12 protein-coding genes are annotated in these 12,968 nt (G+C 61.4%); 9 read left to right on the plus strand and 3 right to left on the minus strand.

The features are described from left to right. Positions 1–306: 306 nt before the first annotated feature. Complete coding sequence (locus GQX66_RS27285; RefSeq protein WP_240872057.1) at positions 307–1,800, minus strand: CoA-acylating methylmalonate-semialdehyde dehydrogenase; 1,494 nt, start codon at positions 1,798–1,800, stop codon at positions 307–309. Positions 1,801–1,876: 76 nt separating this feature from the next. Further along, complete coding sequence (locus tag GQX66_RS27290) at positions 1,877–3,226, minus strand: aspartate aminotransferase family protein (RefSeq protein ID WP_011332325.1); 1,350 nt, start codon at positions 3,224–3,226, stop codon at positions 1,877–1,879. A 139-nt stretch (positions 3,227–3,365) separates the two neighbouring features. Between GQX66_RS27290 and GQX66_RS27295 the strand changes: the two genes are divergently transcribed. The 6 genes from GQX66_RS27295 to GQX66_RS27320 all read left to right on the plus strand — a co-directional run bounded on the left by GQX66_RS27295 (position 3,366) and on the right by GQX66_RS27320 (position 9,755). Beyond that, complete coding sequence (locus tag GQX66_RS27295; RefSeq protein ID WP_007958517.1) at positions 3,366–4,286, plus strand: LysR family transcriptional regulator; 921 nt, start codon at positions 3,366–3,368, stop codon at positions 4,284–4,286. A 95-nt stretch (positions 4,287–4,381) separates the two neighbouring features. Further along, entirely contained in the window at positions 4,382–5,032 is a 651-nt protein-coding gene (locus GQX66_RS27300; RefSeq protein WP_011332324.1) for a TetR/AcrR family transcriptional regulator, read from the plus strand. Positions 5,033–5,040: 8 nt separating this feature from the next. Further along, entirely contained in the window at positions 5,041–5,622 is a 582-nt protein-coding gene (locus tag GQX66_RS27305) for a YigZ family protein (RefSeq protein WP_102718463.1), read from the plus strand. A gap of 537 nt (positions 5,623–6,159) precedes the next feature. After that, positions 6,160–7,710 (plus strand): ABC transporter ATP-binding protein, encoded by a 1,551-nt coding sequence (locus tag GQX66_RS27310; RefSeq protein WP_102718464.1) that lies wholly within the window; start codon positions 6,160–6,162, stop codon positions 7,708–7,710. A 12-nt stretch (positions 7,711–7,722) separates the two neighbouring features. Continuing rightward, complete coding sequence (locus tag GQX66_RS27315; protein ID WP_102688497.1) at positions 7,723–8,829, plus strand: ABC transporter permease; 1,107 nt, start codon at positions 7,723–7,725, stop codon at positions 8,827–8,829. Next, the gene (locus GQX66_RS27320) at positions 8,829–9,755 is read left to right on the plus strand and encodes an ABC transporter permease (protein WP_129974076.1); all 927 of its coding nucleotides are present in this window, start codon (positions 8,829–8,831) and stop codon (positions 9,753–9,755) included. The genes GQX66_RS27315 and GQX66_RS27320 overlap by 1 nt, the downstream gene beginning before the upstream one ends. Here GQX66_RS27320 and GQX66_RS27325 read toward each other — a convergent pair. Beyond that, positions 9,752–10,168 carry a hypothetical protein gene (locus tag GQX66_RS27325; protein WP_085748601.1) on the minus strand — a complete coding sequence of 139 codons (417 nt, stop codon included), beginning with the start codon at positions 10,166–10,168 and terminating at the stop codon, positions 9,752–9,754. The genes GQX66_RS27320 and GQX66_RS27325 overlap by 4 nt on opposite strands. 83 nt (positions 10,169–10,251) lie before the next feature. Between GQX66_RS27325 and GQX66_RS27330 the strand changes: the two genes are divergently transcribed. The 3 genes from GQX66_RS27330 to GQX66_RS27340 all read left to right on the plus strand — a co-directional run bounded on the left by GQX66_RS27330 (position 10,252) and on the right by GQX66_RS27340 (position 12,867). Next, positions 10,252–10,602 carry a MerR family transcriptional regulator gene (locus GQX66_RS27330; RefSeq protein ID WP_011332318.1) on the plus strand — a complete coding sequence of 117 codons (351 nt, stop codon included), beginning with the start codon at positions 10,252–10,254 and terminating at the stop codon, positions 10,600–10,602. A gap of 36 nt (positions 10,603–10,638) precedes the next feature. After that, positions 10,639–11,325 carry an SDR family oxidoreductase gene (locus GQX66_RS27335; protein ID WP_240872122.1) on the plus strand — a complete coding sequence of 229 codons (687 nt, stop codon included), beginning with the start codon at positions 10,639–10,641 and terminating at the stop codon, positions 11,323–11,325. A 183-nt stretch (positions 11,326–11,508) separates the two neighbouring features. Continuing rightward, positions 11,509–12,867 (plus strand): 8-oxoguanine deaminase, encoded by a 1,359-nt coding sequence (locus GQX66_RS27340; RefSeq protein ID WP_129974077.1) that lies wholly within the window; start codon positions 11,509–11,511, stop codon positions 12,865–12,867. The last annotated feature ends 101 nt before the right edge of the window (positions 12,868–12,968 follow it).

Genomic DNA, 12,968 nt, shown 5'->3' on the forward strand with positions numbered 1-12,968 from the left:
GCTGTCAACACCTCTTTTTCTCCGCTTTCGACCGAGAAGATCGAACCGTTAAAAGCGCCGAACAAGTCGACATTTCCAACTCCTTCCAGGCTTCGATGAACTGAAGCGACCCGCCTTCGAAACCTACCTAACTCATTGAATCTCAAGGAGTTTTCCGTTTCGACTGCGCCGGAAGTGGGGCGAATTATAGAGACTCAGAATTTGCCGTCAACCCTTATTTTCATAAATCTGTCATATCGGTCAAAAAAGCCCCGAAACGCGAAGGCCGACCTTAAAAGGTCGGCCTTCGTTGCACTGACCTTCTACTTACAAGCTAGGGAAAGCGAATTGCGAAGCCTCATGGCTCGCACGCTGCGGCCAGCGCTGGGTGATCGCCTTGCGACGGGTATAGAAGCGCACACCATCCGGACCATAGGCATGCAGATCGCCGAACAGCGAACGCTTCCAACCACCGAAGCTGTGGTAAGCCACTGGCACCGGCAATGGAACGTTGACGCCGACCATGCCGACTTCGATCTCGTCGCAGAACAGACGCGCCGCTTCACCGTCACGGGTGAAGATGCAAGTGCCGTTGCCGTATTCGTGATCGTTGATCAGTTGCATCGCCTCTTCCAGGCTGTTCACCCGGACGACGCACAGCACCGGCCCGAAGATCTCTTCTTTATAGATACGCATCTCAGGAGTGACGTTGTCGAACAGGCAGCCCCCCAGGAAGAAGCCTTCTTCATGACCGGCAACGCTCAGACCACGACCGTCGACCACCAGGGTCGCGCCCGCCGCCACGCCGTCTTCGACATAGCCGCTGACCTTGTCGCGCGCCTGACCGGTGACCAGCGGCCCCATGTCCAGACCGCAAGAAGTGCCGGCACCGATTTTCAGCGCCTTGATCTGTGGAACCAGTTTGGCCACCAGTGCGTCAGCCACCTGATCGCCCACACACACGGCTACCGAAATCGCCATGCAGCGTTCGCCGCAGGAACCGTAAGCCGCGCCCATCAGCGCGCTGACTGCGTTGTCCAGATCCGCATCCGGCATCAGCACCGCGTGGTTCTTCGCGCCGCCCAAGGCCTGCACGCGTTTGCCGCGTTTGGTGCCTTCGGCATAGATGTATTCGGCAATCGGCGTCGAACCCACGAAGCTCAGCGCTTTGACTTCCGGCGCTTCGATCAGCGCGTCCACCGCAGCCTTGTCACCGTGCACCACGCTCAGCACACCTTTCGGCAGACCGGCTTCCAGCAGCAGTTGCGCGATCAGCAGGGTCGAGCTCGGATCACGCTCGGACGGCTTGAGGATGAAGCAGTTGCCGCAAACGATCGCCAGCGGATACATCCACAGCGGCACCATCGCCGGGAAGTTGAACGGGGTGATACCGGCCACCACGCCCAGCGGCTGGAAGTCCGACCAAGCGTCGATGTTCGGGCCGACGTTGCGGCTGTACTCGCCCTTGAGGATTTCCGGCGCTGCGCAGGCGAACTCGACGTTTTCGATACCACGCTTCAGTTCACCGGCAGCGTCTTCCAGGGTCTTGCCGTGTTCTTCGCTGATCAATTGCGCGATGCGCGCTTCGTTCTGCTCCAGCAGTTGCTTGAAACGGAACATCACCTGGGCACGTTTGGCCGGTGGCGTGTTGCGCCAGGCCGGGAACGCAGCCTTGGCGGCGTCGATGGCGTGCTGGATGGTTTCGCGGCTGGCCAGTGGCAGCTTGTGGATAGCCTGACCGGTGGACGGGTTGAACACATCGACCGCGCGACCGTTCTCGGTCACCAGTTCGCCATTGATCAAATGCGGGATAACGCTCATCGGGGAACTCCTGAATTCTTGTGCGCAGACGCCCGGAAGGGCGCCTGCTATTGGCGTATCTATATAGAAGGAAAAATCAGTCGAGCTTGTTCAGCACTTCGCCGACCGCGTCGAACAGACGATCAAGGTCCTGCGGCTTGCTGTTGAAGGTTGGGCCGAACTGCAGGGTGTCGCCACCGAAGCGCACGTAGAACCCGGCTTTCCACAACGCCATGCCGGCTTCGAATGGACGCACGATGGCGTCGCCGTCACGGCCCGCAATCTGGATCGCACCGGCCAGGCCGAAGTTGCGAATGTCGATGACGTTCTTCGCGCCTTTCAGACCATGCAGAGCATTTTCGAAATGCGGTGCGACTTCGGCCACGCTCTGTACCAGGTTTTCCTTTTGCAGCAGGTCGAGTGCCGCGAGACCTGCGGCGCAAGCCACCGGGTGCGCCGAGTAGGTGTAGCCGTGCGGGAATTCCACGGCGTATTCCGGGGTCGGCTGGTTCATGAAGGTCTGGTAGATCTCGGAGCTGGCAATCACCGCGCCCATCGGGATCGCGCCGTTGGTGACTTGCTTGGCGATGCACATCAGGTCCGGGGTCACGCCGAACGTGGTGGCGCCGAACATGGTGCCGGTACGGCCGAACCCGGTAATCACTTCGTCGAATACCAGCAGGATGTTGTGCTGGTCGCAGATTTCACGCAGACGCTTGAGGTAGCCCTGTGGCGGAACCAGCACACCAGCGGAGCCGGCCATCGGCTCAACGAACACCGCTGCGATGTTCGAAGCATCGTGCAGCTCGATCAGTTTCAGCAGCTCATCGGCCAGGGCGATACCACCCTGCTCCGGCATGCCACGGGAGAACGCATTGCTCGCCAGCAGAGTGTGCGGCAGGTGATCGACGTCCATCATCGCCTGACCGAACAGCTTGCGGTTGCCGTTGACGCCACCGAGGCTGGTGCCGGCGATGTTCACGCCGTGGTAGCCACGGGCGCGGCCGATCATTTTGGTCTTGGTCGACTGGCCTTTCAGGCGCCAGTAGGCACGGACCATTTTCACCGCGGTATCGGCGCACTCGGAACCGGAGTCAGTGAAGAACACGTGATTCAGGTTGCCCGGCGTCAGGTCGGTGATTTTCTCCGCCAACTGGAACGACAGCGGGTGGCCGTACTGGAAGCCCGGCGAGTAATCGAGGGTGCCCAACTGCTTGGCCACCGCTTCCTGGATTTCCTTGCGGGTATGCCCGGCGCCGCAGGTCCACAGACCGGACAGCGAGTCGTATACCTTGCGGCCCTTGTCGTCGATCAGCCAGCTGCCTTCGGCACCAACGATCAGGCGCGGGTCGCGCTGGAAGTTGCGGTTGGCGGTGTACGGCATCCAGTGCGCGTCCAGCTTCAGTTGGCTGGCCAGTGGCGACGGCGCGTTTTCAGGCATGTTCATCGGGCAAAACCTCGCAGGGCAATAAGCTTCAGAGAGATAGAAAGCGTTGTTGCAGGTAAATTGCCACGGGGATAAAGTCGGTGAAATTCAACTCTTCTAACCTTCAGTTAGAACTCTGCTAAACAATGAGAACACCAGCATGAGCAGCCGCCGCCCCGATCCACTGGCCCAGGTCAGTGACTTTGACATTCGCCTGCTGCGGATTTTTCGCAGCGTGGTGGAGTGCGGCGGCTTCTCGGCGGCGGAAACCGTGCTCGGCATCGGTCGCTCGGCGATCAGCCAGCAGATGAGTGATCTGGAACAACGTCTCGGCCTGCGTCTGTGCCAACGCGGGCGCGCCGGTTTCTCCCTGACCGAAGAGGGTCGGGAGGTTTACCAGTCGGCGCTGCAGCTGTTGAGTGCACTGGAGAGTTTTCGCACTGAGGTCAACGGCCTGCACCAGCACTTGCGCGGCGAGCTGATCATCGGCCTGACCGACAACCTCGTCACCCTGCCCCACATGCGCATCACCCACGCGCTCGCGCAATTGAAGGAGCGCGGGCCGGACGTGCAGATCCAGATCCGCATGATCGCCCCCAACGAAGTCGAACAAGGCGTACTCGACGGACGCCTGCATGTCGGCGTGGTGCCGCAGGCCAGCGCGTTGTCGGGACTGGAATACCAACCGCTGTACAGCGAACGTTCGCTTCTCTACTGCGCAGTTGGTCATCCTTTGTTTTACGTCGACGATAAACAGCTGGATGACGAGCGCTTGAACAGTCAGGACGCCATCGCCCCGACCTTCCGTTTGCCGGCAGAGATCCAGGCGCACTATCAGGCCCTCAATTGCACCGCCAGCGCTTCCGACCGCGAAGGCATGGCGTTCCTGATTCTGACCGGGCGTTACATCGGCTACCTGCCGGATCACTACGCCAGTCTCTGGGTTCAACAAGGTCGCTTGCGCGCACTCAAGGCCAGCACCCGTTTCTATGATTTGAGCCTGGCTTCGGTCACCCGCAAGGGCCGCCGCCCTCATCTGGTACTGGAAAGCTTTCTCGAAAGCCTCGCAGCCACCCGCTGACGACCGGGGTTTTATTCGCCCGGGGCTTGTCCCGCGCCGGTGGTTGCGCTATCAACGCAACTGGTTGCACCCCACAGACCAACCCGGAAGTGCCTATGACCTTTGAAGTCCCCGCTCACGGCGGCAAACCTGCCAGCCGCATTCGTCAGAAGAACGAAGAGACCATCATCAAAGCCGCCGAAGACGAGTTCGCCCGTCACGGGTACAAAGGCACGAGCATGAACACCATCGCCACCAAGGCCGGACTGCCCAAGGCGAATCTGCATTACTACTTCACCAACAAACTGGGACTGTACGTGGCGGTGCTGAGCAACATCCTTCAATTGTGGGACAGCACCTTCAACACCCTGACGGCCGAGGACGATCCGGCCGAAGCGCTGACCCGCTACATCCGAGCGAAAATGGAATTCTCCCGTCGCCAGCCGCAAGCATCGCGGATCTTTGCGATGGAAGTGATCAGCGGCGGCGAATGCCTGACCGAATATTTCAACCAGGATTACCGCGCCTGGTTCCAGGGCCGCGCCGGGGTGTTCCAGGCCTGGATCGACGCGGGCAAGATGGACCCGGTCGACCCGGTGCACTTGATCTTCCTGTTGTGGGGCAGCACCCAGCATTACGCCGACTTCGCCACCCAGATCTGCCGCGTGACCGGTCGCAGCAAGTTGACCAAACAGGACATGGAAGACGCCGGCAACAATCTGATCCGCATCATCCTCAAAGGCTGCGGCCTCACTTCTTCTATATAAGTCGTTTTATGCCATTCACCCTCAGCGGCTTTTGCGAATTCCGCGAAGAGATTCGCAAAAGCCGTTTCATCACCTTCGCCGCGCCGATCGGCAGCCCCGCTGAGGCGCAAGCCTTCATCGAGCAGCACAGCGACTTGAACGCTTCGCACAATTGCTGGGCGTGGAAGCTAGGCGATCAATACCGCAGCAACGACGACGGCGAACCCGGCGGCACCGCCGGACGGCCGATTCTCGCGGCCATCGAAGCGCAGGACTGCGATCAGGTCGCGGTGCTGGTGATCCGTTGGTACGGCGGCATTCAACTGGGCACCGGCGGTCTGGCCCGGGCCTATGGCGGCGGCGCCAACAAATGCCTGCAGGCAGCGCCGAAGATCGAGTTGATCAGTCGCGTGCCCGTGCGTTGCGCCTGCGCCTTTGGCGAACTGGCGCTGGTGAAACTGCGGGTCGCGGATCTGGGCGGATTGGTGGTCGAGGAAAACTTCACCGCCAATGGTGTCGAGCTGCAACTGGCCGTGGGTGAAGCGCACATCGAGCAGTTGCAGAATCAGTTGGCCGATCTGAGCCGTGGGCGAATCCTGCTGCAGCGTTGAAGCCCCGCCATTTTTTAGGGCACAAGCCGATTTGCTTATACCCGAGACTTGCCCACATCCGCTGTGCACCCGGCTGTGGATAACCTGAGCACAGGAGGCTGTAACCCTTCTGTCACGTGGCTTTGCGGGATTTGCTCACTTTTCGTCCAATCGCCCATCACAACGAACAATTTCACGTAAAAACAATCGCTTAGCGTTGTTTATCGCTTTTAGAAGAAAGCCCGGCAGTGCTTATGCCCGCGATTTTGTCTTGCGCACAAATACTGTGGAGCAACCTGTGGATAAGCCGTTCATGGCTGGCGCAGTCGCAGGTTCTGCATGGCTTTGGCGAGGTTGTTCGTTTTTTGATCAGCCCGGTGCGGGCAAAACTGGAGCCTGATCAAAGGCTTTGCCCTCAAGTGGTGCCGCGCAAGACGTCGAATTCATTTCACAGGCTCTACGCCACAGGCTGGCAAACAGCAGTCGCCTGCGTTCCTGACTCAATGGCCAGGAAATTGCTTTATCCACAGGCACAACTCCAAGCGACCCGAGCCTGTCATGCCAAACCCCACGTCCACACCGCGCCTGCAACTGCGCCACATCAGCAAACGTTATCCCGGTTGCCTCGCCAATGACGCCATCGACCTGAGCATCGCCCCCGGTGAAATCCACGCGCTGCTCGGTGAAAACGGTGCAGGCAAAAGCACGTTGATGAAGATCATCTACGGCGTCACCCAGGCCGATTCGGGCGAGATGCTGTGGCAGGGTCAACCGGTGAGCATGCGCAATCCGGCCCAGGCGCGGCAGTTGGGCATCGGCATGGTGTTCCAGCACTTCTCGCTGTTCGAGACTTTGAGCGTGGCGCAAAACATTGCATTGGCGATGGGTGCAGCGGCCGGTTCGCCGAAACAGCTTGAGGCGAAAATCCGTGAAGTGTCGCGCCGATATGGCATGGCGCTGGAACCCCAGCGACTTGTCCACAGCCTGTCGATCGGCGAGCGGCAACGAGTCGAGATCGTTCGTTGCCTGATGCAGGACATTCGCCTGCTGATTCTCGATGAGCCGACCTCGGTGCTCACGCCGCAGGAAGCCGACGAGTTGTTCATCACCCTGCGCCGGCTCGCGGCCGAGGGCTGCAGCATTCTGTTCATCAGCCACAAACTCGGCGAGGTGCGCGCCTTGTGCCACAGCGCCACGGTATTGCGTGGTGGCCGAGTGGCCGGGCATTGCGTACCGGCCGACTGCACTGATCGGCAACTGGCGCAATTGATGGTGGGAGAAGCCGCGACATTGATCGGCGAGTTCACGAAGGTCACCGGTGGCGTGGCGTTCTTGCAGGTCAGTGGATTGAACTGGCACAACCCGGATCCGTTCGGCTGCTCCCTGAGCGACATCGATCTGCAGGTGCGCAGCGGTGAAATCGTCGGCATCGCCGGCGTGGCGGGCAACGGTCAGGACGAGTTACTCGCCTTGCTCAGCGGCGAACAAACGTTGCCCCGCGAATCAGCGGCAACCATCCGTTTCCGAGAACACCCCGTCGCCGATCGGCGCCCGGATGCGCGACGCAAACTCGGCCTGGCGTTCGTCCCCGCCGAACGCCTCGGGCATGGCGCGGTGCCGGACATGAGCCTGGCGGACAACGCCCTGCTCACCGCTTTTCAACAAGGCCTGGTCAGCCACGGCTTGATAGAGCGCGGCAAGGTCGAAACCCTCGCCCGAACGATCATCCAGCGCTTCGGCGTGAAAACCCCGGACACCCAGACCGCCGCCCGCAGCCTGTCCGGCGGCAACCTGCAGAAATTCATCCTCGGCCGGGAAATCCTCCAGCAACCGAAACTGCTGATCGCCGCGCACCCGACCTGGGGCGTGGATGTCGGCGCGGCGGCCACCATCCACCGCGCGCTGATTGCCCTGCGCGATGCCGGGGCGGCGATTCTGGTGATCTCCGAAGACCTCGACGAACTGTTCCAGATCAGCGACCGCCTCGGCGCGCTGTGCGGCGGGCGCCTGTCAGCGTTGCAGGACACGGCGCTGACCCGCCTCAGCGACGTCGGCGGCTGGATGGCCGGCCAGTTCGACACCCCTCAATCACAACCGGCCACGGTTTAACGGAGTTTTCCCATGTTGCTTTCCCTCGAACCCCGTGGCCGGCAGTCGCGCCTGATGCTGTGGTGCTCGCCGGTGCTGGCGGCGGCGCTGACGCTGGTCTGCGGATCTTTGCTGTTCGTCGCCCTTGGCCATGATCCGCTGAAGACTTTGCACACCTTGTTGATCGCCCCGATCAGTGACCTGTACGGCGTCTCCGAGCTGCTGGTCAAAACCCTGCCGATTCTGTTGTGTGCGTTGGGCCTCGCAGTGGCCTATCAGGCGCGGATCTGGAACATCGGCGCCGAAGGCCAATTGCTGCTCGGCGCCCTCGCCGGCAGTGCGCTGGCGGTGAACATCATCGATGTGCAAAGCCGTTGGGCGCTGGTGCTGATCCTGCTGACTGGCACGTTCGCCGGCGCCGCGTGGGCCGGGCTCACCGCCTGGTTGCGCACGCGCTTCAACGCCAACGAAATCCTCACCAGCATCATGCTCAATTACATCGCGCTGAACCTGTTGCTGTTCTGCGTACACGGGCCGCTGAAGGATCCGGCCGGATTCAACTTTCCCGAGTCGGCGATGTTCAGCGACGCCAGCCGCCTGCCGCTGTTGATGGAAGACGGGCGGGCACATATCGGCGTGTATTTCGCCTTGCTCGCGCTGGTCGCGGTGTGGGTGTTGCTGCAGAAAAGCTTTGTCGGTTTCCAGATCAAGGTGCTAGGGCTGGACAAGCGTGCGGCAGGGTTTGTCGGGTTTCGCGAAAAGCGGCTGATCTGGCTCGCCCTGCTGATCAGTGGTGGATTGGCCGGGCTCGCCGGTGTCTGCGAAGTCACCGGGCCGATCGGCCAACTGGTGCCGCAGGTCTCGCCGGGCTACGGCTATGCGGCGATCACCGTGGCGTTCCTCGGGCGGCTCAATCCGATCGGCATTCTGTTTTCCAGCCTGTTGATGGCATTGCTGTACATCGGTGGCGAGAGCGCACAGATGACGCTGAACCTGCCGCAGGCGATCACCCAGTTGTTCCAGGGAATGATGCTGTTTTTCCTGCTGGCCTGTGACGTGCTGATCCTCTATCGGCCACGTCTTAATCTGCGCTGGGTGCGGCGCACTTCTACCACCGCCGTAACCGCCGGAGCGCTGTGATGGATATCGATCTGCTGAGCAATATTTTCTATGCCATGGTGCGCTGCGGTACGCCACTGCTGTTGGTGGCGCTGGGTGAATTGATCTGCGAGAAGAGCGGCGTACTCAACCTTGGCCAGGAAGGCATGATGCTGTTTGGCGCGGTGATTGGTTTCATCGTCGCGTTCAACAGCGGCAACCTTTGGTTGGGCGTTGTGTTGGCGATGCTCGCCGGGATGCTGTTGTCGTCGCTGTTTGCGCTGGTGGCGCTGGTGTTCAACGCCAATCAGGTGGCAACCGGGCTGGCGCTGACGATTTTTGGCGTGGGCCTGTCGACCTTTGTCGGAGCGGCGTGGGTTGGTAAACCGCTGGCGGGATTCGAGCCGCTGGCGATTCCCTACCTGAGCGAAATCCCGCTGATCGGTCGGATGCTGTTTGCCCAGGATCTGCTGGTGTACCTGTCGTTCGCGCTGTTCGCGCTGGTGGCGTGGGTGATCGTGAAAAGCCGTGTCGGGCTGATCATTCAAGCGGTCGGCGAGAACCCGGATGCGGCCAGTGCCATGGGTTTGCCGGTGCTGACCGTGCGCACACTGGCGGTATTGTTCGGCGGGGCGATGGCCGGACTGGCCGGCGCTTATCTGTCGCTGGCGTACACGCCGATGTGGGCCGAGAACATGACCGCCGGACGCGGCTGGATCGCCCTGGCGCTGGTGGTGTTCGCCAGTTGGCGGGTGTGGCGACTATTGCTCGGGGCGTATCTGTTCGGACTCGCCAGCATCCTGCACCTGGTGGCGCAGGGGTTGGGGCTGGCGATTCCTTCGAGTCTGCTGGCGATGTTGCCGTACGTCGCGACGATTCTGGTGCTGGTGTTGTTGTCGCGGGATGCGCTGCGTACGCGGTTGTATGCGCCGGTGTCACTGGGGCAGCCGTGGCAGGCCGGGCGCTAAGCCGTTACGGCTCGCGACAGCGGCCGAACCGGCAACGCCTGAGCAATGCCCCACGCCACTTCGAGAACCAGGAAACCCACCACCAACGAGCTGGCGCCGTGGGCCACGGCATACGTCATCCACCCGGCGAAGAGAAATCGCGTCACCGCGTCATAGCGCCCATAAACCGGCTGCGGATCACGAATCCGCAGCACCGCCCACATGCACACCACCGAACCGAACAAATTGGCTATCAACAGATGTGCAGGTTCGAACGGCGGCAGCTCGCCGGGCAGCTCCAGCGCCTGACTGAGCGCCGTCAGCAACCCATGCAACACAGCAAAACTCCACGGCGTGACAAACGCCGCCGTCACGATCAAGTCATACCAGGCGCTGCCGCGCACCACCTGCCGATACTGCGTTGAAGTCCACATCATCCTTGCTCCGAAAATTCAGGGAGCAACTACGGTAAAGCCTGGAGTATGCTCCAGGGTCAAACACTTTCGAGACCTGCAAGATGCGCATCGGTGAGTTGGCCCAGGCCTGCGATGTCAGCCGTGACACGCTGCGTTTTTACGAGGAGCGCGGATTGATCGCGGCGCAACGCAGCGCCAACGGTTATCGCGACTATCCGCCGGAGATGGTGCAATTGGTGCTCTATATCAAAACGGCGCAACGTCTGGGCTTTACCCTTGGCGAGATTGGCAACAGCGTTGGCGCGTTGTGGCACTCGCCAAACCCCGACACCACCGTCACGCAACTGCTGCAAGACAAACTCAAGCTGGTCGAAACCCGCATGGCCGAGCTCGGTGAGTTGCGCCAGGAATTGCAACATCGGCTCGGTCAACGTTGTCCATTGAACCCATGATCTTTCAACCTTCTAGGAAAGCCAATCATGTCCGCACTGAATCCTGCCAAGCACGCACTGATCATCGGCGCCTCCCGGGGCCTGGGCCTGGGTCTGGTGAAAACCCTGCTGGCCGACGGCTGGCAAGTCACCGCCACGGTTCGCAACCCTTCCAACGCCGAGGCTCTCAAAGCACTGGGTAACGTACAGATCGAAAAACTCGACATGGACGACCAGCAAGCGGTAATCGCCCTGAGCCAGAAGCTCAAGGGCGAGACCTTTGACCTGCTGTTCGTCAACGCCGGAGTCAAAGGCCCTGACGTGCAAACTCCGGGCGGCGCGACGCTGGCGGAAGTCGGTCAGTTGTTCTTCACCAACGCGGTGGCACCGATCAATCTGGCCCAGCGCTTTGTCGGGCAGATCCGCGACGGCAGCGGCGTGCTGGCGTTCATGAGTTCGGTGCTCGGCAGTGTGACCATGCCCGACGCGCCGGAACTGGCGCTGTACAAGGCCAGCAAGGCGGCGCTGAACTCGATGACCAACAGCTTCGTCACGCAGTTGGGCGAGCAGAAACTCACTGTGCTGTCGCTGCATCCGGGCTGGGTGAAAACCGACATGGGCGGCGAAGGTGCCGACATCGACGTGGAGACCAGCACCCGTGGCCTGGTGGATCAGGTGGACGCGTTTGCCGGCAAGGGCGGCCACCACTTCGTGAACTACAAGGGTGAAACCATTCCCTGGTAATCACTGAACCCTGTGGGCGCTCGCTCCCACAGGGTTATCCCGGTGTCTGGTCGGGTCGGGCTTGCCCGTCGCAACATTTTGTTCGAAACTCCGCACCTCGTCCTTCGCGGCGACCCTGGATCAGCAGACAGGGCAACACTGAGCTGGCAACCCTGAACCCCACTTTCAGAGGAGCCGGCCACAATGCCTGCGACCCGTACCTGGTTAAAAAATCCCCTCGCCATTTTCACGGCCAACGGTCTCGATGCCCGTGGCGGTCTGGTGCTGCAAGACGGTGTGATCACCGAAGTGCTCGGCGCCGGCCAGCAACCTTCCGCCCCATGCAATGAAGTGTTCGACGCCCGTGAACACGTGATCCTGCCGGGCCTGATCAACACCCATCATCACTTCTATCAGACCCTGACCCGCGCCTGGGCGCCGGTGGTCAATCAGCCGTTGTTCCCGTGGCTGAAAACCCTCTACCCGGTGTGGGCGCGCCTGACGCCTGAAAAACTCGCCCTCGCCACCAAAGTCGCGCTGGCCGAGTTGCTGTTGTCGGGTTGCACCACCGCCGCCGACCACCATTACCTGTTCCCGGATGGTCTGGAAAACGCCATCGACGTGCAAGTCGAAACCGTGCGCGAACTGGGCATGCGCGCGATGCTCACCCGCGGTTCGATGAGCCTCGGCGAGAAGGACGGCGGCCTGCCTCCGCAGCAGACCGTGCAAGAAGGTCAGGTGATCCTCGACGACAGCCAGCGGCTGATTCACGAGTACCACGAACGTGGCGACGGCGCGCAAATCCAGATCGCTCTGGCGCCGTGTTCGCCGTTCTCGGTGACCCCGGAAATCATGTCCGCCAGCGCCGAACTGGCGAACAAGCTTGATGTGCGTCTGCACACCCACCTCGCCGAAACCCTCGACGAAGAAGACTTCTGCCTGCAACGCTTCGGCCTGCGCACCGTGGATTATCTGGACAGCGTCGGCTGGCTCGGCCCGCGCACCTGGCTGGCCCACGGCATCCATTTCAACCCCGACGAGATTGCCCGCCTCGGCGCGGCCGGCACCGGTATCTGCCATTGCCCGAGCTCGAACATGCGTCTGGCGTCCGGCATCTGCCCGAGTATCGATCTGACCGATGCCGGCGCGTTGTTCGGTATCGGTGTGGATGGCTCGGCGTCCAACGATGCCTCGAACATGATCCTCGAAGCGCGTCAGGCCCTGTACATCCAGCGCCTGCGTTATGGCGCCGAGAAGATCACCCCGGAACGCGTGCTGGGCTGGGCGACCAAGGGTTCGGCGAGCCTGCTGGGTCGCACCGATATCGGCGAACTGGCGGTCGGCAAGCAGGCGGATCTGGCGTTGTTCAAGCTCGATGAGTTGCGCTTCTCCGGCAGCCATGACCCGATCTCGGCGTTGCTGTTGTGCGGCGCGGATCGCGCAGATCGGGTGATGGTCGGCGGCAAGTGGCGCGTGGTTGACGGGCAGGTTGAAGGGCTGGATCTCAAAGGCCTGATTGCCGATCACAGCCAGGCGGCTCGGCAGTTGATTGCCGGCACCTGATCTCCCCCCTCTGATCGTTCCCACGCTCCGCGTGGGAATGCATACCGGGACGCTCTGCGTTCCAGCGTTGGACGCGGAGCGTCCCTTGCGGCATTCCCACG

The sequence above is a fragment of the Pseudomonas sp. B707 genome, assembly GCF_022496685.1.
Lineage (GTDB): Bacteria > Pseudomonadota > Gammaproteobacteria > Pseudomonadales > Pseudomonadaceae > Aquipseudomonas > Aquipseudomonas paraglycinae.

Excerpts from the sequence above, each read along its gene's own strand:
- GQX66_RS27285 (WP_240872057.1), bottom strand. The coding sequence starts at position 1,800 with ATGAGCGTTATCCCGCATTTGATCAATGGCGAACTGGTGACCGAGAAC.
- GQX66_RS27290 (WP_011332325.1), bottom strand. The coding sequence starts at position 3,226 with ATGAACATGCCTGAAAACGCGCCGTCGCCACTGGCCAGCCAACTGAAG.
- GQX66_RS27295 (WP_007958517.1), top strand. The coding sequence starts at position 3,366 with ATGAGCAGCCGCCGCCCCGATCCACTGGCCCAGGTCAGTGACTTTGAC.
- GQX66_RS27300 (WP_011332324.1), top strand. The coding sequence starts at position 4,382 with ATGACCTTTGAAGTCCCCGCTCACGGCGGCAAACCTGCCAGCCGCATT.
- GQX66_RS27305 (WP_102718463.1), top strand. The coding sequence starts at position 5,041 with ATGCCATTCACCCTCAGCGGCTTTTGCGAATTCCGCGAAGAGATTCGC.
- GQX66_RS27310 (WP_102718464.1), top strand. The coding sequence starts at position 6,160 with ATGCCAAACCCCACGTCCACACCGCGCCTGCAACTGCGCCACATCAGC.
- GQX66_RS27315 (WP_102688497.1), top strand. The coding sequence starts at position 7,723 with ATGTTGCTTTCCCTCGAACCCCGTGGCCGGCAGTCGCGCCTGATGCTG.
- GQX66_RS27320 (WP_129974076.1), top strand. The coding sequence starts at position 8,829 with ATGGATATCGATCTGCTGAGCAATATTTTCTATGCCATGGTGCGCTGC.
- GQX66_RS27325 (WP_085748601.1), bottom strand. The coding sequence starts at position 10,168 with ATGTGGACTTCAACGCAGTATCGGCAGGTGGTGCGCGGCAGCGCCTGG.
- GQX66_RS27330 (WP_011332318.1), top strand. The coding sequence starts at position 10,252 with ATGCGCATCGGTGAGTTGGCCCAGGCCTGCGATGTCAGCCGTGACACG.
- GQX66_RS27340 (WP_129974077.1), top strand. The coding sequence starts at position 11,509 with ATGCCTGCGACCCGTACCTGGTTAAAAAATCCCCTCGCCATTTTCACG.